A 25,158-nucleotide genomic window follows, 5' to 3' on the forward strand; every position below is an offset into this window, starting at 1 on the left:
CTCGAAGGTAGCCCTGGTTCAGCGCGCCGTACACCGCCGAGCCAAGGAATGACTACCTGCGAACCGGGTGACGCGGACGGGTTCGGGTTCTTCCGTTCGCGACGCCGCGCACCATCGGCCTCATCAGGAACTCATGAGGGAATCCAAGATCCACTGCGCTGACGTCGTCGAGCCTCTTCCAGTGCTCGTCGTCTAGTTCGATATCGAGCGCGCCAAGGTTGTCCTGCAACTGTTCCGGCGTGCGAGCACCGATCAGCGAACTGACCACCGCTGGATTCCGGAGCGTCCAGGCGAGCGCGATTCGCGCTGCAGTCACGCCGGTTTCTCGTGCGATCTCGACGACAACGTCCGAAATCTCCAGGCCTCGGGTGGTCAATGTCTGGTTCGCTACCGCGTGTTCGCGACGGGTGCCACCCGGGACGTCAGGTCCAGGAGCTATCAGGTCTGCGGCGGTGTACTTACCGGTGAGCACGCCACCACCCAGTGGCGCCCAAGGAATCACGCCGAGACCGAGATCTGCGGCCATCGGAATCAGGTCACGTTCGGTCGATCGCTCGATGAGGCTGTACTCGACTTGCAATGCCGCAAGAGTGGGCCACCCCCGAAGCTCGGCGATGGTCTGCATTCGGGAGACCTCCCACGCAGGAGTGTCGGAGATGCCCAGATAGAGGACTTTGCCGCCGCGGACCAGTTCACCCAGCGCAGCGATGATCTCGTCGCCGGGGGTGAGTCCATCCCACGCGTGCAGATACAGCAGGTCGATGTAGTCAGTTCCGAGGTTGCGGAGGCTGGCTTCGACAGATCCGATCAGACTCTTGCGATTTCCACCTCCCGCGTTGGGGTCAGTCGGATTGCGGGTTCCCGAATATTTCGTCGCGATCACCACCGACTCCCGACGGTCCCGGACGAACTCGCCAAGATACTGCTCGGACTGGCCGTCGGTGTAGATGCTGGCGGTATCGACCATGTTGCCGCCGGCCTCGACATACGCGTCGAAGATCTGCCGTGACGTTTCCCTGTCAGCTCCCCAACCCCAAGCGTCACCGAATGTCATGGTTCCCAGCGATAGTGGTGAAACGCGCAGCCCGGATCGTCCTAGCAACCGGTACTCGTCCAAAGTCGTCATTGCAGCCCTTTCGTCGGTGTGTCGGCCCCACCGACCGTGTTCTCTCCGCCGTCGTCGGGGAAGGGCGTGAATATCCTGGGAAGTTCTGTACCAGGCTGATTGCCGCAGTCTCGCCTAGCCTGGAGACCGTGAATCCGTCGCCGCCGTCCATCGCACGCCAGGAGCTGGCGGTATTCCTGCGCACACGACGCGAAGCGCTACAACCAGCCGATGTTGGGCTCCCGCCGCGCATCAGTTCGACGCGGACACCGGGACTTCGACGCGAAGAGGTAGCAGCGCTCGCGGGAGTGAGCGTCGACTACCTGATTCGATTGGAGCAGGCACGCGAGGTTCGGCCGTCACCCCAGGTAGTTCGGTCGTTGTCCGTCGCACTGAAGCTGACGACCGACCAGACCGGATATTTGTTCACTCTGGCCGGGCACCGGCTCCCGGAGCGATTCACCCGACCGAGCGTGCCCAGCGGACTTGCACAGCTGGTTTTCGACGTCAGCCCTCTGCCCGCCATGGTCCTCAACCATCGACTCGACATCCTGGCCTGGAACGACGTCATGGCCACGCTGCTGCTCGACCTCGGTGACCGATCCGATCACGATCGCAATGTCCTGCGAATGTGTTTCCTGGACAGTCGCTTCGACGGCTTCTACGGCCAACGCGACGACGTTGTCCGGGGTGCCGTCTCCGATCTGCGTGCAGCCTGGGCAGGTCATGCGCACGACGACGAGTTGGCACGACTCATCCAGGAACTCGAAGAGGGTAGCGACGAGTTCGCACGCTACTGGCGCTCACGCGAAGTCTCGGTACGGGCGCAGGGCGACAAGCCGATGGACCACCCACTCGTCGGACCTGTCACCGTGAGCTTCGACGTACTCAACCCACTCGGAGACCCAGATCTTCGCCTCATCATCTACCGAGCTGCCGACCCTCGATCACAGTCCGCGCTCGACGAACTCGCACGCATCGCCGAACAGCGAAAGAAGCGACACCTGCGGACGATCTGAGTCAGGCTCCAACCGGTTCGCGTAGTGCCAATCCGGGATAGTCGAGGATCAATCCTGTTTCGTCGTAGTGCAAGTCGGCTGTGAAGTCGAACCGAGGCGCGGTGTACGCGCAGTGAAATCGGTTTGAATCGATGGCCGGGATGTCGTAGGTCTGATCCAAGACGTCGACCGTGCAGTCGCTTCGCACCTACACCGCTTTCAGCGCGTGCACACCCGAATTTTCGCCGAGCCTATGGATGGGCAGGGTGTTGGTCACGACGGATGCTTCGAGATCGATATCGATGCAGCCCGCGAGATCCGGCCGGGCCCTTCCGTCGACGGTCCAACTGCCTCGCTCGTCGCGTAGGAGTTGGGTCGTCCGCGTCGACTCTCGGGTGTGCGTCTCGATGGTGGCCTCGCAGGTCTTCCAGTTCTCGTCGACGCTGACGCTGTAGGGCACTGCGTAGCCGACCCCGTCTTCCACGATCAGGCTGTTTCCCCACAGCCGGGTCATGCCGTCTCTGGTGCTGGTCGCGAAGTGCGCGATCTCGAAGCCGGCTCGGAGTCCGAGGTGCCTCCACGCTGCGGTCGCAGGGAGTGCAGCGAGCCGACCCGTGTCGATTGCCATCGTGCGGTCTCCTTCTCCGTCGAATGAACAGCGTGCCGAAACCTATCGATGCGGTCTTCCGGGCGGTCGAGGTCGGCGTCAGTGGCCCAAAACTTCGACCGGGTGACTCAGGCCTGCGCGGCCAACGCACGACCAGCCTGTCGCCCGCCGAAGATGCACCCACCGAGGAAAGTACCTTCGAGTGATCGGTAGCCGTGTACGCCGCCGCCACCGAACCCAGCGATCTCACCGGCCGCCCACAAGCCGGGCACAGCGGAGCCTTCGGCATCGAGGACCCGCCCGTCGAGGTCGGTCTGAATGCCTCCCAATGTCTTCCGGGTGATGATGTTCAGCCGCACCGCGATCAGTGGACCGGACTTCGGATCGAGGATCTTGTGCGGCGCGGCAGTACGCGCGATTCGCTCACCGCGCGATCGTCGGGAGTTGTGGATAGCCGAAATCTGCAGATCCTTGGTGAACGGATTGTCGACTTCACGGTCACGAGCAACGATCTGACGCTGCAGATCGGCAAGGTCGATCAGGTCGTCCCCGGAGATCCTGTTCATGCCCACCACAAGCTCACGCAGGGAATCCGCGACGACGAAGTCCTCCCCGTTCTTCTTGAAGGCCTCGACCGGTTCGCTGGCTCCGGGCAGAACCCGTCCGAGCACGAGTTTGAGGTTCTTGCCGGTGATGTCGGGGTTCTGCTCCGACCCGGACAGCGCGAATTCCTTCTCGACGATCTTCTGCGTAAGGACGAACCAGGAGTAGTCGTACCCGCTGTCCTGGATGGCTTTCAGTGTGCCGAGGGTGTCGAACCCGGGGAAGTTCGGAACCGGGAATCGTTGCCCACGCGCATCGAACCACATCGACGACGGCCCGGGAATGATGCGAATTCCATGGTTCTTCCAGATCGGGTTCCAGTTCTTGATGCCCTCGGTGTAGTGCCACATTCGATCCTTGTTGACGAGCCGACCGCCTGCACGCTCGGTGATCCCAAGCATCCGACCATCGACATGCTCGGGCACGCCGGAGATCATCCGTTTCGGAGCCGTACCCAAACGCGCGGGCCAATTCTCGCGCACCAGATCGTGATTCGAGCCGATGCCACCTGCTGTCACCAACACGGCACCTGCACGTAGGTCGAACTCGCCGACCTCGACGCGGGTACTCCCCGAGCCACGCTCGGAAGTACTGGGCTCGAGGACTGCGCCTCGGACGCCGTCGACGACGCCTGCCGTGGCGGTCAACTCGTCGACTCGATGACGAAATGCAAAGCGCACCAAGCCTTTGGCGGCCGCCTCGCGGACCCTCCGTTCGAACGGCGCCACTACACCAGGGCCGGTGCCCCAGGTCAGATGAAAGCGGGGAACCGAATTTCCGTGGCCTTCGGCGAGGTAGCCGCCGCGCTCGGCCCACCCGACGATCGGAACCCACCGCACGCCTTGTGCGTGGAGCCAGGACCGCTTCTCCCCTGCTGCGAAGTTCAGGTAGGCCTGCGCCCACTGGTGTCCCCAGTAATCCTCGCCCGCGGGATCGTCGACTCCTCGGTCGAATGTCGCGCTTCCGAGCCAGTCCTGCCACGCCAATTCGGGTGAGTCTTTGATGCCCATGCGCCGCTGCTCGGGGGTGTCGACCATGAACAAACCGCCGAGCGACCAGAACGCCTGCCCACCCAGGTTCTGCTCCGGTTCCTGATCGAGCAACAGGACTCGCTTGCCTGCATCGGCGAGCTCCGCGGTCGCCACCAATCCGGCAAGTCCCGCTCCGACCACGATGACGTCTGCGTCCATACCCCACTCCTTCACTCGGCACCCGTTCCTTCCCTCGCCCCTCGACTGTGCTCATGGTGCACGGAGAACTCAACGAATTGGTGTGAACTGACGATATGGTTTGTCACTGGATGACAAACACGTCACGCAGGGGGGTAACTCGATGGCCAGTGCTCGCGAGAACGTCGTCGCACACATCGAACAAGACCTGACCAGCGTCGTCGCGACGGCCGTCGACGCGATCCGGACGTCGATCCCCGCGTATCGAGATCTGCATGGGCCCCAGTTGGCCGATGTCGAAGCCATCGCGTTCTGGTCACTACGACGGTTGATCACAGTGTGGTCGGACGGATCCGAGGTGGTCGACCAACGAGATCAGAGCCGCTTCCGAGCGATCGGCGCCGCACGCGCATCGGACGGACGACCGTTGACCGACGTCCTCCGGGCGTATCGCGTCGCGTCGAGTGTGTTCCTACGGCACGTCGGAGGGGTATACCTCGACGATCTCGATCCCTCCGATGTCGTCGAACTCAGCGTCACCGTGCTCGAGGCCGTCGATGCGATTTCCGAGGAGATCACCGAGGCGTACACCACTGCCCGCGAACAACTTACGTCGAATCGCAATCAAGCACAGGCAACGTTGCTCGATGATCTCGTCGTCGGCCGTCGAACATCTCCCGGCGCCCTCTCCGACCGCTCCCGCGAACTCGGAATCGAGCTACCGGCGCACCCGCATCTTCTCATCGCACAGTCGATCGACGCGCCGATCACGGACAAAACCATCGACGCGCTGCTGACAAGGTTCGAACTGACAACACACACCCGCCCCAGCCACCTCTGTACCCGGCGCGAACAACGCGCAATTCTGCTGCTTCCCAACACTGTCACCCTCGAGAAGGTCGACGACGCCTGTCGGACGCTGCTGGTGCATGGATGCCTCGTCGAGAGACGACCGCTCGGAGACGTCAGCGTCTCGTACAGGGTGGCCTCGGAAGCGCTCGACACCGCTCCCGCGCACGCGTTTCAGGACAGGTCTGTGCTCGACGAGGGCGATGCGCAGTTGCTGGCCCTCCTGACGGCCCGGCCCACAGCGGATACGACGGCGGTAGTGCGGGCCGTGCTCGGACCGCTGACCGAGGCCGCCAACGGTCATATTCTCGACGGTGTGTCGGCGTTCATAGCCACCGGCACCGCAACCGCCGCGGCGTCCGAGCTGCGGATTCATCCGCAAACTCTGCGCTACCGGCTCCGTCGTGCCCGCGAGCTGACCGGCAGAGATCCACGACATGGATGGCACCGGCTCGCCCTCGACACCGCGCTCCAGCTCCGCCAACTCGCCAATACCTGAATCGATCATGATCGGTGTGGTGCACCCTGCTCGAGGCGCGGCTATCGGAGACGGCACGAGACAACCTCGCGTCCACGGACCTGGGGTGACGTCGGATTCGGACCCTCCCGTAACGTGAGTTTCATGTCGAGAACCTCACGCTCACGAAAGTCACCGGCCAAGTCGGGGCCGCGGCCCGCCGCTGCACCCAAGCCAGGACACCTTCGCGTCGTCGCGACCGGTGGCCTCGGCGAGATCGGCCGAAACATGACTGTGTTCGAGTACGAGGGCAAACTGCTCATCGTCGATTGCGGAGTGCTGTTCCCTGAAGAGCATCAACCGGGCGTCGACGTCATTCTTCCCGACTGGAGTTTCATCCGCGATCGGCTCGACGACGTCATCGCAATTGTGCTGACGCACGGCCACGAGGACCACATCGGTGGTGTCCCCTATCTCCTTCGTGAGCGCGGCGACATACCCGTCATCGGCTCCAGGCTGACGCTTCACTTCCTGGCCGCCAAGTTCGAAGAGTTCAAGGTCTCGACCAAATTGGTCGAGGTGACGGCCGGCGAGACGCGCCAGGAAGGCCCCTTCGAACTCGAATTCCTCGCCGTCAATCACTCCATCCCGGACGGGCTCGCGATCGCGATCCGCACCGATGCTGGACTTGTACTACATACCGGCGACTTCAAGATGGACCAGTTCCCGCTGGACGGCCGGATCACGGACCTGCGGGGCTTCGCCAGACTCGGCGAGGAGGGTCTCGACCTTCTGCTCATCGATTCCACCAACGCCGAAGTGCCGGGATTCATGGTCTCGGAACGAGATCTGGTCCCGGCCATCGAGAAGGTGTTCCGCGAAACGTCGGGACGGGTGATCGTCTCGAGCTTCGCCAGCCACGTCCACCGCATCCAACAGGTCCTCGACGCCGCACACGCGCAGGGACGCAAAGTTGCGTTCGTCGGACGTTCGATGGTGCGCAACATGAAGATTGCAACGGATCTCGGCTACCTCACCGTGCCGGACGGCCTGGTGGTCGACCTCCCGAAGCTCAATCGCCTACCGGCGCACAAGATCACACTCATCTGCACCGGGTCACAGGGCGAACCACTGGCTGCACTCTCGCGCATGGCCTCCGGCGAACACCAGATCAAGGTCGGCGACGGCGATACCGTCCTGATGGCCAGCAGCCTGATCCCGGGCAACGAAAACGCCATCTACCGGGTGATCAACGGTCTCGTCGACAAGGGTGCGCACGTGGTCCACAAGGGCAACGCCAAGGTGCACGTCTCCGGGCACGCGAGCGCCGGAGAGCTCGTGTACTGCTACAACATCCTTGAGCCCGCCAATGTGCTTCCCGTTCACGGTGAATCACGACACCTGCGCGCCAATGCCGACCTCGCGATCCGCACCGGAGTCCCCCGAGATCGTGTGCTCATCGCCGAGAACGGTAGCGTGATCGATCTGCACGACGGCATCGCCAGCATCACCGGCCGCACACCGATCGAGCTGATCTACGTCGACGCCAGCTCCGTCGGTGGAGTGACCGAGGATTCACTTGCCGAGCGTCGACTTCTCGGCAGCGAAGGCGTCCTGACCGTCATTGCCATCGTCGACCCCGATACCGGATTGCTGGTCGACGACGTCGACTTTATCGGTCGCGGATTCGCCCACGACGCAAATACTTTCAATGCGCTCGGGCCTGCGATCGGCAAAGCACTCACCCGTGAGAGCGACAGCAGCGTTGCATCGAGGGAGAGAATCGAAAGGCGAATCGTTCAGGAAGCTGCCCGCTGGGCCAAGCAGAGTCTGGGTCGTCAGCCCCTCGTCGTTCCGGTCGTCGTAGACGGCTAGAGCGTCGAAGGCTGGCAAGCATCAAATCTGCGCGGCAGCTCCGCGCGTCGACAGCAGCTCGGTGAGCTCTTCGGCGTAGGCGAGCTGCCTGCGCAGGTTGTTACAACTCTCCTCGGCCTTGGCATGACACTGCCGAACGAATGCAGCAGCCGAAGCACGGGCGTCATCGTCGGACGAACGGTCGGATGCACCATCGGACAACGTATCCAAGGATTCGAGGAGTTGCTTCATCTCGGCGAGCGTGAAATCGAGCGGCTTCATCCGCCGAATGACGAGCAACCGTTCGACGTCGGCTTCGGTGTAGAGCCGGAATCCGCCGACGCTACGAGCCGACGGTGTGACCAGCCCGACGTCGTCGTAGTGGCGAACCGTGCGAATGGACAGTTCGGTTCGCTGCGCCACTTCACCGATCTGCATGTGCAGATCGCGGTCTTCCACCATGTGCTGCCTTCCTTGCCCGATCACGTTCGAACCCCGGGCCGTTGTTGCCGAAGGGCTCGATCGTTCGCCCTGGCGGTCCCACTCTAGCCATCAGCTCCCAGGTTTCCGCTCAGACGGTCGTGACGCTCGATCGACGAGGCGTTCAACCCCACGATCGTCGCGGTCTTCCCCTTGGCTGCATACTTGGTGGTGATCGCGTCGAGGGTGGCGACGGTGGATGCGTCCCAGATATGCGAATCGGACATGTCGATGATGACGTTCTTCGGATCGCCAACGTAGTCGAACTGATAGACCAAGTCGTTGCTCGACGCGAAGAACAGCTCCCCCTTCACCGCGTAGACACGGGTGTCCTCATCCGGGTGGGCGACGTCGACAACCTCCGTCAGGTGCGCGACTCGTCGCGCGAAGAGCACCATCGCGGTCACGACTCCGACGACCACACCGTAGGCGAGGTTGTGGGTGATGACGGTGACAGCCACGGTAGCGACCATCACGAGAGTTTCGCTCTTGGGCATCCGCCGCAGCGTCTTCGGGTTGATGCTGTGCCAGTCCAGTGTGCCGACCGAGACCATGATCATGACTGCGACGAGCGCGGCCATCGGAATCAACGCGACGATGTCGCCGAGTCCGACGACGAGGATCAGCAAGAACAATCCGGCGAGGAACGTCGAGATGCGAGTACGCGCACCGGAAACCTTCACGTTGATCATCGTCTGACCGATCATCGCGCAGCCGCCCATGCCGCCGGTGAAGCCGGTGACGAGATTGGCGACGCCCTGGCCCCAGCCTTCGCGGGTCTTGTTCGAGTGCGAATCGGTGATGTCGTCGACCAACTTGGCGGTCATCAGGGATTCGAGCAGCCCGACCAGCGCGATGGCCAGCGCGAACGGAGCGATGATCGACAGTGTGTCGAGGGTGTACGGCACATCAGGGATCAGGAACGACGGCAGCGACGACGGCAGTTCCCCCTCGTCGCCGACGTCCGGGACGCCAAACGCGAACACGATGGTCGCCGCAGTGAGCAGCACGATCGCGATCAACGGCGCCGGAACGATCGTCGTCAGCTTGGGCAGGAAGAACATGATGACCAACCCCACCGCGACCATCGGATAGACCAGCCACGGAACGCCGATCAAATACGGGAGCTGCGAGGAGAAGATCAAGATCGCCAGAGCGTTGACGAACCCGACCATGACGCTGCGCGGAATGAACCGCATCAGTTTTGCCACGCCGAGGACACTGAGAACGATCTGCAGGACGCCACCGAGAATGACGGCCGCGATGAGATAGTCGAGCCCGTAATCCATGGACAACGGGGCCACTACCAGCGCAATCGCCCCGGTCGCAGCCGATATCATCGCCGGACGACCACCCACGATGGAGATGGTCACCGCCATCGTGAACGACGCGAACAAACCGACCCGCGGGTCGACGCCGGCAATGATCGAGAAGGAAATGGCCTCCGGAATCAGTGCCAGTGCGACGACGAGACCAGCCAGCACCTCCGTCTTCAGGCGCCGGGGCGAACGCAACGCGCCGAGTACCGAGGTGTCTTCGACTTCGGCGACAGACGTCCGGGCAGGTGTGGACACGACGAACTCCATTCGAATACGCAGCAGAAGGCGAAGCAGCAGCGAATCTACTCTCACCGGAGAGAAGGTTGTGAATCGGATCGGGGCCACCGGACTGTGGCCGCGGTCTGGCCCAGCGATGTGAGGACTTTGTGCTCTGCAAGGAATACAGGCAGCGATACAGACTGGGCTGGACAGCGCGTATCCGATCCGAGGAGATCATCTTGAGCAACGAACCAGTGGACTCGACCCGCGCGAACAGCATCTGCGTGGGCATCGACGGCTCACCGGACGAGGCAGGAGCCGTCCGATGGGCGGTGCGACTTGCACAGTTGCAACATTCGCACATCCACCTCGTGCACGCACTCCCCAGCGTCGAGTGGGTCTTCGGTGACACCGTGTTCGCCGCCCGTCAAGGGCTCGATTCCGAACTGCACCATGTCGGCCAGGGCTACCTCGACAAGGCTGTCCGACTCGTGCATGAGCTCGACCCGGATATCGAGGTACAGAGTTCCATTTCGGATGCGTCGTCGGTCGAACTGATGAAGTCTCTATCGGCGAACGCAAACATGATGGTTCTCACTTCCGTCGAGTCCGGGCCGTTGCGCGACTTCGCCTTCGGCTACTCCATCGTCGAGATGGTCAATGCGGCACAGTGTCCCGTGCTTGCGTGGCGGCCACGAACCGACGAGAACATGTCCGAGTCCCTTCCGATCGTGGTGGGCGTCGACGGTTCCGAACCTTCCCGACGCGCATTGGCGGCTGCATTCGAACTCGCCGACACACTCAGTGCCGCACTGATTGCAGTGCATGTCGGAGCTGTCCGGGAGAAGGACGAACTCGACTACGGCGGCGCAGTGGACTGGCAACATCTGCGTCAGGCCGAACGCACGTGGTTGCAGAAGATCGTCGATCCGCTTCGGGAGAAGTATCCATCCGTTCAGGCGACAACCCAGTCTTCGGGTTCGACGGTCGCCCGCGAACTGCGCGCTCTGTCTGCGGCCGCCCAGGTCATCGTCGTCGGAAGTCGTGGGCGCGGTCGCCTGTCCGGAGCGATTCTCGGTTCGGTGAGTCAAAACCTCATCCACCACGCCGAATGTCCTGTGCTCGTCGTCCACTGAGACGCTAGCCCCCCCACACGAAGGAGTCGATATGACCAACAACGCCCCGATAGTCGTCGGCGTCGATGGATCCGGCAGCTCGTTCGACGCCGTCCGGTGGGCCGCCCGCGCCGCGGAACTCCGCGGGGCTCCGCTGAAGCTGGTGTCGGCTTACCAGAACACCAACGTCTATACGACGCTCATCGCGATTCCGCCCAACATCGGCAGCGAGATGAAAGCCGCAACGACCAAAATACTGGAGGCCGCTTCCGAGATCGCATCGGCGACGGTCGACGACCCCGCAACGCTGTCGGTGACTGCCGAGGCCATCGTAGGTCCCGCGATTCCAGTACTGCTCGAACGGGCGTCGACGGCACGGATGCTCGTCGTGGGGTCACGAGGGAATGGTGAGTACTTCGCCGAATTACTCGGTTCGGTGAGCGCCGGGGTCTCCACACATGCGCACTGTCCGGTAGCCATTGTTCGCGGGGTGCCGGTCTCCGGCTACTTGTCCGGCCCGGTCGTCGTGGGTGTCGATGGATCCGAGCAGAACGAGATTGCGATCGGTGTCGCATTCGAAGAGGCGTCGCTTCGCGGCGCCGAACTCATTGCCGTTCATGCCTGGGCGGACCATGTTCTACTACGCCAGTTTCCCGACGACACCGACGAGCCTGTCGATGTGCCGGCTCTGGTTGCGGCGGGGCAGGCAATTCTGGCGGAAAGCCTCGCCGGGTGGCAAGAGCGATATCCGGAGGTGAAAGTGGAACGGATAGTGGTGCGCGACAGTGCAGTGAGCAAACTCCTCGAGCTGTCGAAGGGAGCGCAGGAGGTCGTAGTGGGCTCACGAGGAAGAGGCGGCTTCAGTGGGCTCATGCTCGGATCCACCAGTCGTTCGCTCTCTCACCTCGTCGACTGTCCGATGATCATTGCGCGAGAGCCCTCGGCATGAGATGACGTCGCCTGGTAACGGGAGGTCAGGCATGACGAGGACGACCGGACGCACCACAGGAATCGACCTGTATTGGCTTCCACTCGGTGCCGGTGGCCACTCGGTCCGCTGGAACGGCAGAATCTTCGAGGGCGTGCGCGCGCTGATCGAGCGCCGTTCAGCCCTCGCCCTGTATCACTCCGCCCTGATCGTAACCATTCCTCCGGACGAATACGTGGTCGAAATGACCCCGGTGTGGGGTGGACCGGATGTCGATCGAGGCGTTGCACTGGAAGGTCCGGTAGGACTCCGAGCAGCGGGATTCTCGAGTTTCTTCAGATACGAGGTCCATTGTTGGAAGAACGGATCGATCGCAGACCTGGAATACGCAGCCGATAGTCCGCGGCGGCTCGCGAAGGACACCGAGACTTGTCGACGGGTGCTCGAGGTTGCCGCGACGGTTCCTGCTCTGGTCTGGGGTCGCGACGAACTGAGAACCGGCGAGATGTGGAATTCGAATTCCGTCATCTCATGGGTGTTGATGCGCTGCGGTATCGACGCAGCATCCATCGCCCCGCCGATCGGTGGAGCTGCACCCGGATGGAATGCAGGCGTCGTCGCCGCCGAGAACGGAACCATGAGTAGGCCGTGATCGTGACGCCTATTCGAAATACCTTCGGCGGTCGCGTCGGGCACAAAGTCCCTTCTCGCATCGACGGGTCGGGGGCCACACTCGAGCCGGACGTTCTGCCGACCGACACCAGCACTTCGCCAGCAAAGGACAGGTGGCCATGCCGTATCAGCAAGGCACCGAGCGAAAGCAGCACAGCGACAACAAGTCCGAGTCGAGTTACCGGATCGAGGTCAGTGAACTCAGCAAGAGCTACGGCGACAAGCTGGTAATCGACCGACTGTCCTTCGTCGTCGAACCCGGAAAGGTGACGGGTTTCCTCGGACCGAACGGCTCGGGTAAGTCCACCACGATGCGCCTTATCGTCGGGCTCGACCACCCAAGTCACGGGCGTGCACTGATCGGAGGTGTGGACTACGTCCATCTCCGACAACCGCTACGCACGGTCGGTACGCTTCTCGACTCCGAGGCTGTCCATCCGGGTAGATCTGCGTACCACCACCTGCTGTATCTGGCTCAAACGCAATCCATCCCCCGTCGGCGAATCGATGAAGTTCTCGAACTCGTCGGTTTACGAGAGAACAAGAACGAACGCGCAGGATCGTTCTCCCTGGGAATGCGAAAGCGACTTGGGCTCGCCGCAGCATTGCTGGGTGATCCGCCGGTGTTGATCCTGGACGAACCGATCAACGGGCTCGATCCGGACGGCATCTACTGGATGCGCAACCTGATGCGGCACCTGGCGAGCGAGGGAAGAACAGTGTTCGTCTCCAGCCACCTCATGGGTGAAATGGCGCAAACCGCAGATAATCTCGTCGTCATCGAGAACGGTCGGCTGATCGCCGAGTGCACCACCGAAGAGTTGATCGCCAGAGCCAGTCACCCGTCCGTCGTAGTCAAGTCCTCCGATTCGACCGCTCTCGGCGAATACATCGAACAAGACGGCGGTCGAACCCTCCCGGGATTCGACGACGCACTGACGGTGCGTGGGATCCCTGCTCGCCGGATCGGTGAACTGGCCGACATGCATCGCATTGTCATTTACGAGCTGCGGCCAGTGGAGGCATCGCTGGAGCAGGCGTTCATGGCACTCACACATCCCGTTTCGTCGCACGATCCGTCGCCCGTTCCGTCGACCCTAGTATCCGCCACCCAAGGACCAGCGAGATGAGCCGTCCCTCCGAACTTGCGCTTTCGCCTGCACCTGTCGCGCGCCGGGAACCCACTACAGCTGCATCGCTAGCAATTGCACTGTTGAAGTCCGAGTGGACCAAGCTCGTGTCTCTGAGGTCGACCACCTGGTCTCTCGCACTGTTCGTGCTGATCACAATCGGATTCACCACCTTGTTCACGTGGTTGACCGTGGAGTACTGGGACAACGTCGATCCAGTGGGGCAGGGGCAGATCCTGGCTGATCCCGCCCGACAGATTCTCGGCACAGGTTTTCTGCTCGGGCAGTTGGCCGTATGCGTTCTCGGCGTCCTCGTGGTGACGAGCGAATACGCCAGCGGCACCATCAGGGCGAGCCTGATGGCAGTCCCGAAACGCACACCCGTCTTGGCCGCCAAATCTGGAGTGTTCGTCGTCGTGATCTTTGTCGTCAGCGAGATCGCCGCATTCCCAGCGTTCTTCATCGGGTCTGCGCTGATGCACTCACGTGCACCGGTATCTCTCGGCGATCCTGGTGTGGCGAGGGCCGTAATCGGCGCCGGGCTCTACCTTTCGCTGCTGGGCATCATGGCCATTGCTATCGGCACAATCGTGCGGCACACAGCAGGAGCGGTCACTGGCATCATCGGATTCGTACTGGTGTTGGCGCCGCTGGCCCAACTGTTGCCCGGCACCGTAGGACGACACATCTACGCCTATCTCCCTTCGCAGGCCGGGAGTCTGATCACCTCGCCCAAACAAGCGTCGACAGATCTCCTCTCGCCATGGCAGGGATTCGGTGTCGCAGCAATCTGGACAGTCCTGCTGATCTCAGTGGCTGCGTGGATCCTCAGGCGGCGCGATGCATGAACCTAATCCACTCCGATTCCCTGCGTCCGGGCGAGATGTGATGAGAGAGCCCTCGACAGCCGAAGACGCTGTGCACCAGTGGCCGGACGATGTCGAGTTCGACGAAACACTGATGCGCAGTCCGCTGGCCGCCCAACTTCGCGTCGTCGAGCATCGGATCGGACTCATGATGTCTCAGCAAGGGGTGTCGCACCCGAGTGAACTCGAGTGGCCACCTACGAGTACGAAACGATAGATCGTGTGTCGGCCCCGATAGTCCTTGGCGATCGGGACGAAAGACTCTGCTGAGATATCGATTTCGTGCCGAGAATCAGGAGGCGCGTCGAACAACTTACGAGAGGCCGACCATGAACTCAGCCACACAAATAGTCGTCGGAGTCGACGGATCAGCTTCCTCGTTGGACGCGGTTCGCTGGGCAACGGAGGAGGCCATCAGTCGTCGGGCACCGCTGCTGATTGCGACCTCGATATTTCTAACCACGGGAACCTACGCCGACGCGATGAACCTCGGCGCTGGAATCTTCTCCCAACAGAAATCGGCGGGGACCGCTGTACTGGTCGAAGCGACCGAAACCGCACGCAAGGCGGCGCAGGGCCGAACACTGAGCGTCGATACGACACTGCGCGAGGGTCCGGCAGCGCAATCCCTGATGGAACTCTCCGAGAGCGCTGCCATGGTTGTCGTCGGATCCCACGGTCGCGGAGAATTCACCGGCGGATTGTTCGGCTCGGTCAGTACCGCGATCGCCACTCACGCCCGTTGTCCGGTCGTCGTGGTGAAAGGGTCGCCCTCCGCTGATCAACCACTACGGGAAGGACCGGTCGTCGTCGGAGTCGACGGAGCTGCCACCAGCGAACCTGCCATCAGGGCAGCGCTGGAAGAAGCATCACTGCGTTCGGTTCCACTCGTGGCAGTTCATGCTTGGAGTGACTTCGACCTCAGTAGCGGATACATGCAGGGAATCGAATCCAATTGGGCCAGAATCGAAGCCGAAGAAGATGTCGCCCTGGCTCAAAGCATGGCCGGATGGCAGGAAAAGTACCCCGAGGTGTCCATCCGTCGTATCGTCGTCAAAGACAGGCCTGTCAGGGAGCTCGTCAAGGCTGCCGAAGCGGCGCAACTGATCGTCGTGGGCAGTCGCGGCCGCGGAGGCTTCACTTCACTGTTGCTGGGTTCGACCAGCCGAGCAGTACTGCACACAGTCGACATACCCGTGATGATCGTCTCGGGGCGAAACCAATGACACGCAACTAATAGCACGGATCGCCAGTTCCCTTCTGACATTACCGACACCGAGGAAGACCGCTGATGCGCATACTTATCGCCACCGCAAGCCGCCACGGTTCCACACGTGAACTAGGTCGCTGGTTGGGCACTTCCATCACCGACAGGCTCGCCACCGGCGACACTTCGGTCGAAATTCGCGACGCAGCAGATGTCGACAGCATCGCCGAGTACGACGCCGTCATCATCGGAAGTGCTGTCTACATGGGTCGCTGGTTGCGCGAGGCCCGGTCGTTGGTAGAGCGCGAACAGACCGAGCTCGAAAGCAGGCCAGTGTGGCTGTTCTCGAGCGGTCCGATCGGGAAAGATTCCAATGATGCCGCGTCTTCCAGTGATGCAGCGTCTTCCAAGTGGGACAAAGCACCCTGGGCTATCGAACACCGGGTATTCGGAGGCAAGCTCGACAGGTCGACGCTGTCTCGGTTCGAGCGCCTGGTTGTCCGCATGGTTCGCGCCGGCGACGGTGACGACCGATCACACGATGCAGTCGACGCCTGGGCCGACACCATCTGTACGACTCTGAAGACCGGCGCGTCCAGGTCAGCGACCGAACAATGAACCTGAAGACCGTCGGTGATCCTGGTTCGGCGCGGTGTCCTCACTGCAGGTACAGCGGGCGGTGACGGGGACAGAACGCATGACGTCGTCGACATGTTGGCCGCAGCCGTCCCAGCCGGTCTTGCCGCATGTCGAGCACGAGATTGGATAGCACATTCGAGTTCTCCTAGGTTGCGAGTCAACATGACTCAGGTTCGGTGTCAGGCGGGTTCAGTGTCATGCGGGGATGGTGTCAAGCAGGAACGTGCGCCTCGGACCAGGCGTCATAGCCGCCGAGCAGGTCCGAGACACTGTCGAAACCCTGTGCGCGGAGCAGCGATGCGGCCACACTCGAGCGCCATCCGCCGGCGCAGTGCACGACGATCGGCTTGTCGGTGGGGACTTGTTCGAGCCGGGTTCGCAGCTGTGCCAGTGGAATCGGAACCGATCCTGGGATCGTGCCGAATTCGCGTTCACCGGGGTTGCGGATATCGACCAGCGTCACCCCGTCTGCTGCCAGCAACTCCTCGAGCTCGTCAACCGTGGTGCGTGGAGCGCTGCGAACCAGCTCGGCCAGTTCCGCGGGGAACAGCCCGTCACGATCGACGCTGAGGTAGCCGACCACATGGTCCGAACCAATTCTGGCCAAGCGCATCGCTGCCTCTTGCTCGTCACCGGGATAGGCGATGAGCACGATCCTTGCGCCGACCTCGGCAACCATGCCGCCGGTCTCGGCGAAGCGACCATCGAAACCGACGTTGACGGACATGCGCAGATGCCCGGCCGCGAAATCATCGACGCTGCGCGCATCGAGTACGCGGGTGCCCGCCGCGAGTTCCTCCTTCACCGTTGCTGGCGTCAATTCTGGGACGACATGGTCTCGGGACAACAGCGGGTGCACGCGCTTGTTCATGGCAGCGTCCGCGGAGAAGTACGACGGTGCGGCCGGTTGCCCGTGGGTGACCAGCGCAACGAACGTGTCTTCGTCCATCGGCTGCACCGAAGGATTCGTCCTACGCTGCTCACCGATGGTGGAGGTCAGATCAGTGGACAAGTTCTTTCCGCACGAGGAACCGGCGCCATGGGCTGGCATGACAGTGACCTGATCGGGCAGCGTCAGCAGCTTGTCGTGCACCGTGTGGTACATCGCCCTGGCCAGATCAGCTGTGGATCCGTCACCGAGGTTGACCAGATCGGGGCGGCCGACATCGCCGATGAACAGGGAGTCACCGGTGAGCACGGCGGTAGGGATGGCGCTCGGGTTCTCACGGACCAACACCGAGATCGACTCCCACGTGTGGCCAGGGGTGGACAGGATTTCGAGTTCGACCTCTCCAAGGGAGATGCGCTCGCCGTCTCGGAGTCGACGGATGGGGTAGTCGGTTTCGGCGGCCTCACCGAAACCGATCCACGCGCCGGTGGCGTCGACCAATTCGAGATGCCCGGAGACGAAGTCTGCATGGAAGTGCGTATTGATGACGCCCTCGATGGTGAGGCCATGTTCGACGGCGTCGTCCAGGTATTCGGCGATGTCGCGGCGCGGATCGACGACAACTGCCCGACCGGTGCTTTCGTCGCCGATCAGGTAGGACGCGTGCGAAAGGCATTCGATGTAGTACTGCTCGAGAATCATGATTCCTCCGTAGGGCTGGACCCAGTTTCTGCGAGGGCCATAGACACAGTGTCGTATACCCCCTAGGGTATGTCAAGTACCCCTGGGGGTATATCAGTTAGGATGGCAGGAGTTCGGACATGAAGAATGGCGAAATACGCGGACGACCGGGTCCGGAGCGGAGAATTACCCCATGACGTTAGTGCTGGCGCTCGGATTCGGCGCCGTGATCGGTGTGCTGCTCGGCTTACTCGGCGGCGGCGGCTCGATCCTGGCGGTGCCCGTCCTGGTGTTCGCTCTTGGGCTGGAGATGGAACAAGCAATCCCCATCTCGCTGGTCGTCGTCGGCGCGGCTTCCGCGATGGGTGCGATTCCGAAGGTGCGCGCGAGCCAGGTCGAATGGCGACTGGCCGGCGTCTTCGCTGCGACCGGCATTCCTGCCACGTTCGCGGGCAGCGCCGTGGGACAACTACTTCCAGAATCAGTTCTGCTGGTCGGATTCGCGGTCGTGATGATTGCGGCCGGAGCCCGCATGCTCGCCGAGCGAGGAAATGCCGGAACAGCCTGCAGCACAGGAGGATCAGGAATCAACTGGAGACGGTGCGCGCCACGTTCCATCCCGGCAGGCCTGGCCGTGGGATTCATGACCGGACTGTTCGGCGTGGGAGGCGGGTTTCTGATCATCCCGGTTCTGGTGCTGATGCTCGGGATCGAGATGTCCGTAGCGGTGGGCACATCTCTTGTCATCATCGTTGCCAACTCCGCGGCCGGACTGGTTTCCCACCTGAGCGGTACGAGCATCGACTGGGCGATCACAGCTGCTTTCGCAGGCACCGCCATCGTGGGATCGGTGTTGGCCGGGCACTTCGGAACCCGAGTGAACACGGCCCGACTTCAACATTGGTTCGCGTACCTCGTCTTCGCCGTCGCCGCGTACGTGCTCGTCGACGCGTTCTTTCTGAGCTGACCTCGATAGCGCCGACGCCAACGGAATATCCGACTTCGATACGCCGCGACGTCAGAACGCTCGGTCACACGCCATGAGTCCAATTCTGCAGCGGCTTTGGTCTAGTTGCTTGCGTTCGAAGCGATCTCGGCAGCGATCGGCGGAACCCATACGCTCTAGTCCAACATCTCGGCCTGGCCGGCTACAACCGTGGACAAGATCGAGCGCGCCGTCGCCAACAGCTCGGCGATGTCGGGAGAAGTGAGCACGTACGACACGGAGAGCCCCTCCCTGCGGGAGGAAACAAGACCGGCGCGCTTGAGGATCGACAGCTGCTGCGACAGGTTGGCAGGCTCGATCCCGACTTCTGGCAGCATTTCCGACACCGCGTATTCGCGTTCGCTGAGCAACTCCAGGACGCGAATTCGGGCCGGGTGGCCGAGCGTCTTGAAGAAGTCGGCCTTCATCTGATTCAGCGGCTTTCGCACTTTCTGGGCCACGGTCACTCTCCTGCACTCCATCGGATCACCGGCGCAACGAGTCCTTCGCCTGAAGGGACGCACGAGCTGCGCTGTTTGCGAACTTTAGCAACACAGCAAAATGCTGCTGGTTGCAGCGCATCGATGACAGATACGTCACAGCTTTGCTACTTGCTAAACTTAGAAATTAAGTAGATCGTGTAGTTATAAAGTAATAAACCAGAAGGTCTGCAGTCAACCAGGAGGTCAGCGACATGAGGACACCACATATCCACGACGAGGTCTCGTCCTGGCGCGCTGTCCGACTTCCCGGCGTCGACGGACCGAACACCGTGACATGCGCTACCGAAGTCGGTGCGATCACAGTCGCGTTGGCGGCGGCTGTGGTGTCCACGCTCGCCAATCGTGGTGTTCCTGGAGGCAGTGGATGCGTGGTCATAGCGTGCCCAGAACACGCTCCGCTGCTGGGCCCGGTACTCCTCGCGTGCGGAATCGGCAGCATCACCAGCTGGAACACCCGTGACACCCAGGACTTCTCGCTGAGGCGCGTGAGCTCACACAACCACATTCTGGTCGACCTGCGTGTTCCGGAGGACCTCGACGACGAGATCGAGGACGCGATCACCGCCGGTCCCGATGTCATGTCTGCAGCCACAGTCTCGCTGGCGGGACTGTCCGACGCGCTCGGTAGACAACTGATCGCGCAGATCGATACACCGGTTCTGGCCGCGTGTGCTCGCGCGATGGTTCTGCAGACAACCCCCGGTGACGTCCTACCGACCTAGGCGAGCTGCTCGCCGCCCACGACGGCCACCCGATATCCACACCAGAGCCCTCTCCGAAGGAGCACACCATGACTACAGCGAGCACAGTGGACCTCGACTTCAGCCGCGGACCGACCTCGCATCCGGAGTTACAACGATGGGTGAACGAGGTCGTAGCACTCACGACTCCCGACCGGGTCGCATGGTGCGACGGCAGTCCCGAGGAATGGAGTCGATTGACAGCTGTTCTCGTCGATCGCGGCACCTTCGTCGAACTGAGCGAACCCGCGAACTCCTTCCGATGCGTCTCCGATCCAGACGATGTGGCACGCGTGGAAGATCGCACCTTCATTTGCTCGGACAACGAATCCGATGCAGGCCCGACGAACAACTGGATGGATCCGGTCGACATGACGACCGTGTTGACGGAGCAGTTTCGGGGCGCAATGGCAGGACGCACGATGTACGTCGTTGCGTACTGCATGGGCCCCTTGGACTCGAAAGATTCCGAAATAGGAGTCGAGATTACCGATTCCGAGTACGTCGCGGTGTCGATGAGCGTGATGGCGCGCACCGGCACACCAGTTTGGCAACGCATGGGCACCGAGACACCTTTCGTCAAAGGGCTACATTCAGTCGGCGCCCCCCTCTCTCCCGGCCAGCAGGACGTGCCGTGGCCGTGTGACCACACCAAATACATCAGCCACTTCCCGCAGACCCGGACCATCTGGAGCTACGGATCCGGCTACGGCGGCAACGCACTCCTCGGCAAGAAGTCGTTTGCCCTGCGTATCGCCTCTACCATGGCCAGGGACGAAGGCTGGCTGGCGGAACACATGCTCATCCTCAAGCTCACGTCACCCACCAAGGACGTCCGCTACATCGCGGCGGCGTTCCCGTCGTCCTGCGGCAAGACCAACCTGGCGATGCTCGAACCGACTCTCGACGGCTGGACCGCAGAAACGATCGGCGACGACATCGCCTGGATGCGCTTCGGCGCAGGCGGGCAGCTCTACGCCGTCAACCCCGAAGCCGGCTTTTTCGGGGTGGCCCCCGGGACAGGGATGAAGACGAACCCGAACGCGATGCGCACCATCGCCGGCGGCAACTCCATCTTCACCAACGTCGCACTGACCGACGACGGCGGAGTGTGGTGGGAGGGCATGACGAAACAGGCACCAGATCACCTGATCGACTGGCGCGGCAATGATTGGACTCCGGACACCAAAACCGCAGCTGCACATCCAAATTCGCGCTACTGCACCCCCATCGACCAATGCCCGACGGCTGCTCCGGAGTGGAACGACCCGCAGGGAGTCCCCATCTCGGCCATCTTCTTCGGGGGCAGACGCTCCACAACCATTCCCTTGATCACCGAGGCATTCGACTGGAAGCACGGGGTTTTTCTGGCCTCGATCCTCTCGTCGGAGACGACGGCGGCCTCGACAGGAACTGTCGGCGTGCTCCGCCGCGACCCCATGGCGATGCTGCCGTTCATCGGATACCACGTCGGCGACTACTTCCAGCATTGGCTCGACATCGGGGCTGACGCGATTGCCCCCAGAGCCCTACCGAAGATTTTCTACGTCAACTGGTTTCGCCGTGGCGACGACGGAAATTTTCTGTGGCCGGGCTTCGGCGAGAACCTCCGAGTCATCGACTGGGCGCTGCGCCGAATCGATGGTAGGGCCGATGCCACGCATACCCCTCTCGGCTTCGTCCCCACATCCGATTCACTCGACCTCACCGGACTCGACCTCGACCTCGCAGACCTCGACGAGGCGCTCGCAATCCAATCCGAGGAAATGCTCCGGGAACTCGCCCTCATCGATCAGTGGTACGCAACCATTGGCGGCAACAAACTTCCCGATGACCTTCGGCAAGAACTCAATTGGCTCAAAGTTCGCCTGAGCACCTACCCGAGTGGCGCCGCCACCGCCGCCGCCGAGCACCGCGATGTGCCGTACTCGCCTTCGTCCGACAGGAACCCCACACGATGACACCCGCACCTCGACCCAATCGTAGGCAGATCGCACGCTACATAGCGGGGCGGCCGTTACCCGAGCAGTTCAATGCCTGGGTGATCAACGACATCACCGGCCCCGGATCGACGCGGCACTACGCCACGCGGTGCATCGTCCCGCTGCTCCCGCTCTTGGGCGCGTGTCTGCTCGTGCCCGGTCCGCTGTTCATACGTGCAGGAATGTCGCTGATCCTCCTACTGCCCTTCGTTTACTTCATGATTGCTCTTCAGCCCATCTACCAGCGTCATCGGTTGGTCAGCCACGGACTCGACCCCGCACTTCTGACGGCCTACAAACAACAGGAAATCGACGACACGGTGGCGCGCTACAAGCAGCGGTACAGGGCCGCTCGATAGGAGTAGGCCTCGACATAGAACTGCCCCGGGGCGCCCGGCCGTACGCGCCGACCTCACTTCCGGCTCGAAAACGCGACGACGCTCTCAACGCCCGGTCACCCGGCGTGAGCTTCACGGTCGGAGTTTGTAACGCAAAGTCATCTCGCTCCTTACAACCGCGTTCTAGTGTTTTTGGACCTGGACTGGATGCGGAGCGCCCTGTGACTGCCTTTTGGACTACACGAGATCTAGATGCGCCCGATCAGATGAGTTACTGGGCTGACGTGCTGTGCCAAGCCTTCACGCCGCTGGCACCGTGGAGGTCACGCGATCACATCGAACGAAGCTCGGTACCGTCCGGGCTACCTGGATGGGTGCGTTCGAACCAGGTCGGCGGTAGCAATGCCGCGGAAATTGCCTCGTGCACTCAACGGATCGAGCACGGACACCGCGAAGTCGCTCGTACTTCGGAAGACGTCGTGTTCGTTAATTTGCAGTTGGACGGACACTGTCTGACGACTCAGGACGGCCGACAGTGCATGGTCTCACGTGGCGAATTCACCGTCGTCGATTCCACCCGTCCGTATCGCCTGGAGTTCGTCGAACCAGAGGAAGACGGATCGCTGTGGCGAGTGCTGTCCTTTCGGCTTCCGCGCGCCCAACTCGCCGATGTGACAACTCCCGACAGCTCCACCACTGCACGCAGCTTCGGAGGCACGTTTGGATCGGCTCGTCTCCTCAGCGCGTTGATGCTCGAGACGTGGCGCAGTGACTCGTCGTTCGCCTCGGTCGAACGGCAGATGATCGGCGCCGCGCACGTCGACCTATTGCGCGCGGTGCTCGGTGGTGCCGTTGACCAAGAGAGTCAACGCGGCCACGATACCGACGCCCTGCTGCGCGCCGCCGCAGGACGGTACATCGAGACGCACCTGCCATTCGGCCGCGTGACGGCAGCGGACACAGCACGACACCTGGGAGTGTCGGTGCGCACCCTGCATGCTCTGTTCGAACGCTCCGACACTACCTTCGGCACCCTCGTTCGTCAGCGTCGAGTGGAAGCGTGCCGTCGAGACTTAGCCGATGCCCACAACGACCGTTCCATCGCGTCGATAGCTACGACGTGGGGATTCTCCGACTCGGCTCATCTCGCCAAAGCGTTCCGCTCTCGATTCGGCTGCAGCCCGACCGACTATCGCAAGTCCATGCAGCTCTCACCGCCGAGGCTGGATTCTCGCAGGCAGCAGGCGTTGCCCGCGTAGTCTGCACGATTTTACCGAGGTCGGTGCCGTCGGATACAAGACCGAACAGATGCTCTCCGGAGATGCTTGGGATGAGGCAACGTCGCCCGTCCACTTCTTCCCACAGCATCCAGGAGATCCCGATGACTTTGAGCTTCGAACTCAGCCCTGAACAACTTGCTGTACGCATGATGGCACGCCAAGTCGCCGACGACATCCTCTCCGGCGTAGCCCCGGCAATCGCGTCCTTGCCTCGGCCGGAAGATCGCTTCTATGCATTGGAACCGATCTACAAGCAGCTCGCAGGACTCGGTTTCGTGAAAGGGCTGGTTCCCGACGAGTACGGCGGCGCGTACTTCGACAACCTGACTTTCAGCTTGGCCGCCGAGGAGCTTGCGCGCGTCGACATCAACGTTCCCTCGGCCCTTCTGGGCACTGGTCTCGGACTGAACCCGATCATAAATTTCGGCACACACGAACAGAAGCAGCGATGGCTTCCCCTGTTCTGCGACGGCACCGCCCGCCTCGCCGCAATCGCCTACACGGAGGTCACCGGCGGTGCGAACTACGATTCGCCGGACCCCACAGTCGGCATCCAAACTTTCGCGCGCCGTGACGGAGATGAGTGGGTCATCAACGGCGCCAAGCACTACACGACAAACGCGTCAGGCTGGGATGGAAACGGCGCCGACCTCATCAGCGTCGTATGCCGCACCGACCCCTCGCTCCCCCCGGCGGAATCACTCGCCGTCATCGTCGTCGAGCGCGGCACACCTGGTGTCGAGATCACCGGCATGATCGACACCATCGGACATCGCGCCACCAACTCGCCTCGCGTCGAATTCACCGATGTGCGAGTGCCCGTCGACAATCTGATCGGCAAGCCTGGAGATGGCCTCGACATCGTCGCCACCGCGTTTTCCTGGACCTGCTCGTCGATCGGCGCGGCGTGCGTAGGTCGAATGCGTGCAGCCTTCGACTATGCCTACGAGTTCGCCAAGACCGACCACCGTTCCGGGCCTGTGCCTGTCATCGACTACCAGAATGCGGGCTACATGCTCGCCGACATCAAGACCCGAATCGAAGCCGTCCGGTACTTCGCGTGGAAGGCCGCCGATCACTTCGACCGCACAGGCGGTAAGGACCGCGAGCTCGCCAACCAAGTCAAGATCTTCGCTTCCGAAACCGCAGTTCAGGTCGTCTACGACGCCATGCGCCTCGTCGGCGTCGATGCCTACACGAACCTCACCCCGATAGCCGCGATCATGGAAGATGTTCTCTGCTTCCCGGTCTACGACGGCGGAAACATGGGGGTCAGGCGGCGCAACATCCATACCCTGCTCAAGCAGGACGGTTTCGATCCGCTCGCCGCGTCCGAGAACCGGCTGTCGGTCGCCGGCCCGGCATAAAGTAAGCGACGGTAGACAGTGCCGCAACGGTAGACAGTGCCGCAACGGTAGACAGTGCCGCAACGGTAGAAAGTGCCGCAGTCGTGGGAAGCCACACCGCTCCCCGGCTGCGGCACTGGGCGCGCGGCGGGTGGGTTCGGGGGCTGTTCAGAATGGTGGGTAGCGGTAGCGTTCGC

General features: G+C 62.2%; 24 protein-coding genes and 1 pseudogene. 17 read left to right on the forward strand and 8 right to left on the reverse strand.

Annotation, left to right across the window (positions count from 1 at the left end; all coding sequences use genetic code 11):
* Positions 1–52 precede the first annotated feature (52 nt).
* A complete protein-coding gene (locus tag ACODSO_RS25820; RefSeq protein WP_489039520.1) occupies positions 53–1,126 on the reverse strand; it encodes an aldo/keto reductase in 1,074 nt (357 codons plus the stop codon).
* Positions 1,127–1,254: 128 nt separating this feature from the next.
* Between ACODSO_RS25820 and ACODSO_RS25825 the strand changes: the two genes are divergently transcribed.
* Positions 1,255–2,124: a helix-turn-helix transcriptional regulator gene (locus ACODSO_RS25825; RefSeq protein WP_489039521.1), complete on the forward strand. Its 870-nt coding sequence runs from the start codon at positions 1,255–1,257 to the stop codon at positions 2,122–2,124.
* A gap of 1 nt (position 2,125) precedes the next feature.
* Here ACODSO_RS25825 and ACODSO_RS25830 read toward each other — a convergent pair.
* Both ACODSO_RS25830 and ACODSO_RS25835 read right to left on the reverse strand, forming a co-directional pair.
* Positions 2,126–2,731 (reverse strand): annotated as a pseudogene (locus ACODSO_RS25830) (putative glycolipid-binding domain-containing protein).
* Between the two features lie 107 nt (positions 2,732–2,838).
* Positions 2,839–4,503, reverse strand: coding sequence for an FAD-binding dehydrogenase (locus ACODSO_RS25835; protein WP_489039522.1), 1,665 nt, complete (start codon positions 4,501–4,503; stop codon positions 2,839–2,841).
* Positions 4,504–4,645: 142 nt separating this feature from the next.
* Here ACODSO_RS25835 and ACODSO_RS25840 point away from each other — a divergent pair, with 142 nt between their 5' ends.
* Together ACODSO_RS25840 and ACODSO_RS25845 are read left to right on the forward strand one after the other, a co-directional pair.
* Positions 4,646–5,830: a PucR family transcriptional regulator gene (locus tag ACODSO_RS25840; RefSeq protein ID WP_489039523.1), complete on the forward strand. Its 1,185-nt coding sequence runs from the start codon at positions 4,646–4,648 to the stop codon at positions 5,828–5,830.
* 123 nt (positions 5,831–5,953) lie between these two features.
* Positions 5,954–7,663 carry a ribonuclease J gene (locus tag ACODSO_RS25845; protein ID WP_489039524.1) on the forward strand — a complete coding sequence of 570 codons (1,710 nt, stop codon included), beginning with the start codon at positions 5,954–5,956 and terminating at the stop codon, positions 7,661–7,663.
* Between the two features lie 21 nt (positions 7,664–7,684).
* Here the strand turns inward: ACODSO_RS25845 and ACODSO_RS25850 are convergent, their stop codons facing one another.
* Together ACODSO_RS25850 and ACODSO_RS25855 are read right to left on the reverse strand one after the other, a co-directional pair.
* Positions 7,685–8,104: a MerR family transcriptional regulator gene (locus tag ACODSO_RS25850; RefSeq protein ID WP_489039525.1), complete on the reverse strand. Its 420-nt coding sequence runs from the start codon at positions 8,102–8,104 to the stop codon at positions 7,685–7,687.
* An 83-nt stretch (positions 8,105–8,187) separates the two neighbouring features.
* A complete protein-coding gene (locus ACODSO_RS25855) occupies positions 8,188–9,708 on the reverse strand; it encodes a SulP family inorganic anion transporter (RefSeq protein WP_489039543.1) in 1,521 nt (506 codons plus the stop codon).
* 191 nt (positions 9,709–9,899) lie between these two features.
* Here ACODSO_RS25855 and ACODSO_RS25860 point away from each other — a divergent pair, with 191 nt between their 5' ends.
* From ACODSO_RS25860 to ACODSO_RS25895, 8 genes are all read left to right on the forward strand, one after another.
* Positions 9,900–10,796, forward strand: coding sequence for a universal stress protein (locus ACODSO_RS25860; protein ID WP_489039526.1), 897 nt, complete (start codon positions 9,900–9,902; stop codon positions 10,794–10,796).
* A 31-nt stretch (positions 10,797–10,827) separates the two neighbouring features.
* A complete protein-coding gene (locus ACODSO_RS25865) occupies positions 10,828–11,724 on the forward strand; it encodes a universal stress protein (RefSeq protein WP_489039527.1) in 897 nt (298 codons plus the stop codon).
* 31 nt (positions 11,725–11,755) lie between these two features.
* A complete protein-coding gene (locus ACODSO_RS25870) occupies positions 11,756–12,355 on the forward strand; it encodes a hypothetical protein (protein WP_489039528.1) in 600 nt (199 codons plus the stop codon).
* 139 nt (positions 12,356–12,494) lie between these two features.
* A complete protein-coding gene (locus ACODSO_RS25875; RefSeq protein WP_489039529.1) occupies positions 12,495–13,505 on the forward strand; it encodes an ABC transporter ATP-binding protein in 1,011 nt (336 codons plus the stop codon).
* The gene (locus ACODSO_RS25880; protein ID WP_489039530.1) at positions 13,502–14,353 is read left to right on the forward strand and encodes a hypothetical protein; all 852 of its coding nucleotides are present in this window, start codon (positions 13,502–13,504) and stop codon (positions 14,351–14,353) included. Before ACODSO_RS25875 ends, ACODSO_RS25880 begins: the two co-directional genes overlap by 4 nt.
* Before the next feature lie 40 nt (positions 14,354–14,393).
* Entirely contained in the window at positions 14,394–14,588 is a 195-nt protein-coding gene (locus ACODSO_RS25885) for a hypothetical protein (RefSeq protein ID WP_489039531.1), read from the forward strand.
* Between the two features lie 112 nt (positions 14,589–14,700).
* Complete coding sequence (locus tag ACODSO_RS25890; RefSeq protein WP_489039532.1) at positions 14,701–15,597, forward strand: universal stress protein; 897 nt, start codon at positions 14,701–14,703, stop codon at positions 15,595–15,597.
* 65 nt (positions 15,598–15,662) lie between these two features.
* Positions 15,663–16,196 carry a flavodoxin domain-containing protein gene (locus ACODSO_RS25895; RefSeq protein WP_489039533.1) on the forward strand — a complete coding sequence of 178 codons (534 nt, stop codon included), beginning with the start codon at positions 15,663–15,665 and terminating at the stop codon, positions 16,194–16,196.
* Here the strand turns inward: ACODSO_RS25895 and ACODSO_RS25900 are convergent.
* Both ACODSO_RS25900 and ACODSO_RS25905 read right to left on the reverse strand, forming a co-directional pair.
* Positions 16,179–16,352 (reverse strand): hypothetical protein, encoded by a 174-nt coding sequence (locus ACODSO_RS25900; RefSeq protein WP_489039534.1) that lies wholly within the window; start codon positions 16,350–16,352, stop codon positions 16,179–16,181. The two genes, ACODSO_RS25895 and ACODSO_RS25900, sit on opposite strands and share 18 nt — an antisense overlap.
* Before the next feature lie 76 nt (positions 16,353–16,428).
* The gene (locus ACODSO_RS25905) at positions 16,429–17,808 is read right to left on the reverse strand and encodes an MBL fold metallo-hydrolase (protein WP_489039535.1); all 1,380 of its coding nucleotides are present in this window, start codon (positions 17,806–17,808) and stop codon (positions 16,429–16,431) included.
* A 172-nt stretch (positions 17,809–17,980) separates the two neighbouring features.
* Between ACODSO_RS25905 and ACODSO_RS25910 the strand changes: the two genes are divergently transcribed.
* Entirely contained in the window at positions 17,981–18,754 is a 774-nt protein-coding gene (locus tag ACODSO_RS25910) for a sulfite exporter TauE/SafE family protein (RefSeq protein WP_489039536.1), read from the forward strand.
* 155 nt (positions 18,755–18,909) lie between these two features.
* On the opposite strand, the gene ACODSO_RS25915 is transcribed toward ACODSO_RS25910, so the two are convergent.
* A complete protein-coding gene (locus ACODSO_RS25915) occupies positions 18,910–19,200 on the reverse strand; it encodes an ArsR/SmtB family transcription factor (protein ID WP_489039544.1) in 291 nt (96 codons plus the stop codon).
* Between the two features lie 266 nt (positions 19,201–19,466).
* Between ACODSO_RS25915 and ACODSO_RS25920 the strand changes: the two genes are divergently transcribed.
* The 5 genes from ACODSO_RS25920 to ACODSO_RS25940 all read left to right on the forward strand — a co-directional run bounded on the left by ACODSO_RS25920 (position 19,467) and on the right by ACODSO_RS25940 (position 24,982).
* A complete protein-coding gene (locus ACODSO_RS25920; protein ID WP_489039537.1) occupies positions 19,467–19,997 on the forward strand; it encodes a hypothetical protein in 531 nt (176 codons plus the stop codon).
* A 68-nt stretch (positions 19,998–20,065) separates the two neighbouring features.
* Positions 20,066–21,976 (forward strand): phosphoenolpyruvate carboxykinase (GTP), encoded by a 1,911-nt coding sequence (locus ACODSO_RS25925; protein ID WP_489039538.1) that lies wholly within the window; start codon positions 20,066–20,068, stop codon positions 21,974–21,976.
* Positions 21,973–22,356 carry a DUF5313 family protein gene (locus tag ACODSO_RS25930; RefSeq protein ID WP_489039539.1) on the forward strand — a complete coding sequence of 128 codons (384 nt, stop codon included), beginning with the start codon at positions 21,973–21,975 and terminating at the stop codon, positions 22,354–22,356. The genes ACODSO_RS25925 and ACODSO_RS25930 overlap by 4 nt, the downstream gene beginning before the upstream one ends.
* A gap of 245 nt (positions 22,357–22,601) precedes the next feature.
* Positions 22,602–23,594: a helix-turn-helix domain-containing protein gene (locus tag ACODSO_RS25935; RefSeq protein ID WP_489039540.1), complete on the forward strand. Its 993-nt coding sequence runs from the start codon at positions 22,602–22,604 to the stop codon at positions 23,592–23,594.
* Between the two features lie 122 nt (positions 23,595–23,716).
* A complete protein-coding gene (locus tag ACODSO_RS25940) occupies positions 23,717–24,982 on the forward strand; it encodes an acyl-CoA dehydrogenase family protein (RefSeq protein ID WP_489039541.1) in 1,266 nt (421 codons plus the stop codon).
* Positions 24,983–25,158 lie beyond the last annotated feature (176 nt).

It is taken from the genome of Rhodococcus sp. FG69 (assembly GCF_057808915.1).

Coding starts and splice junctions, on each gene's coding strand:
- ACODSO_RS25820 (WP_489039520.1), bottom strand. CDS start 1,126: ATGACGACTTTGGACGAGTACCGGTTGCTAGGACGATCCGGGCTGCGC.
- ACODSO_RS25835 (WP_489039522.1), bottom strand. CDS start 4,503: ATGGACGCAGACGTCATCGTGGTCGGAGCGGGACTTGCCGGATTGGTG.
- ACODSO_RS25840 (WP_489039523.1), top strand. CDS start 4,646: ATGGCCAGTGCTCGCGAGAACGTCGTCGCACACATCGAACAAGACCTG.
- ACODSO_RS25845 (WP_489039524.1), top strand. CDS start 5,954: ATGTCGAGAACCTCACGCTCACGAAAGTCACCGGCCAAGTCGGGGCCG.
- ACODSO_RS25850 (WP_489039525.1), bottom strand. CDS start 8,104: ATGGTGGAAGACCGCGATCTGCACATGCAGATCGGTGAAGTGGCGCAG.
- ACODSO_RS25855 (WP_489039543.1), bottom strand. CDS start 9,708: ATGGAGTTCGTCGTGTCCACACCTGCCCGGACGTCTGTCGCCGAAGTC.
- ACODSO_RS25865 (WP_489039527.1), top strand. CDS start 10,828: ATGACCAACAACGCCCCGATAGTCGTCGGCGTCGATGGATCCGGCAGC.
- ACODSO_RS25870 (WP_489039528.1), top strand. CDS start 11,756: ATGACGAGGACGACCGGACGCACCACAGGAATCGACCTGTATTGGCTT.
- ACODSO_RS25875 (WP_489039529.1), top strand. CDS start 12,495: ATGCCGTATCAGCAAGGCACCGAGCGAAAGCAGCACAGCGACAACAAG.
- ACODSO_RS25880 (WP_489039530.1), top strand. CDS start 13,502: ATGAGCCGTCCCTCCGAACTTGCGCTTTCGCCTGCACCTGTCGCGCGC.
- ACODSO_RS25885 (WP_489039531.1), top strand. CDS start 14,394: ATGAGAGAGCCCTCGACAGCCGAAGACGCTGTGCACCAGTGGCCGGAC.
- ACODSO_RS25890 (WP_489039532.1), top strand. CDS start 14,701: ATGAACTCAGCCACACAAATAGTCGTCGGAGTCGACGGATCAGCTTCC.
- ACODSO_RS25895 (WP_489039533.1), top strand. CDS start 15,663: ATGCGCATACTTATCGCCACCGCAAGCCGCCACGGTTCCACACGTGAA.
- ACODSO_RS25900 (WP_489039534.1), bottom strand. CDS start 16,352: ATGTGCTATCCAATCTCGTGCTCGACATGCGGCAAGACCGGCTGGGAC.
- ACODSO_RS25905 (WP_489039535.1), bottom strand. CDS start 17,808: ATGATTCTCGAGCAGTACTACATCGAATGCCTTTCGCACGCGTCCTAC.
- ACODSO_RS25910 (WP_489039536.1), top strand. CDS start 17,981: ATGACGTTAGTGCTGGCGCTCGGATTCGGCGCCGTGATCGGTGTGCTG.
- ACODSO_RS25915 (WP_489039544.1), bottom strand. CDS start 19,200: ATGAAGGCCGACTTCTTCAAGACGCTCGGCCACCCGGCCCGAATTCGC.
- ACODSO_RS25920 (WP_489039537.1), top strand. CDS start 19,467: ATGAGGACACCACATATCCACGACGAGGTCTCGTCCTGGCGCGCTGTC.
- ACODSO_RS25925 (WP_489039538.1), top strand. CDS start 20,066: ATGACTACAGCGAGCACAGTGGACCTCGACTTCAGCCGCGGACCGACC.
- ACODSO_RS25930 (WP_489039539.1), top strand. CDS start 21,973: ATGACACCCGCACCTCGACCCAATCGTAGGCAGATCGCACGCTACATA.
- ACODSO_RS25935 (WP_489039540.1), top strand. CDS start 22,602: ATGAGTTACTGGGCTGACGTGCTGTGCCAAGCCTTCACGCCGCTGGCA.
- ACODSO_RS25940 (WP_489039541.1), top strand. CDS start 23,717: ATGACTTTGAGCTTCGAACTCAGCCCTGAACAACTTGCTGTACGCATG.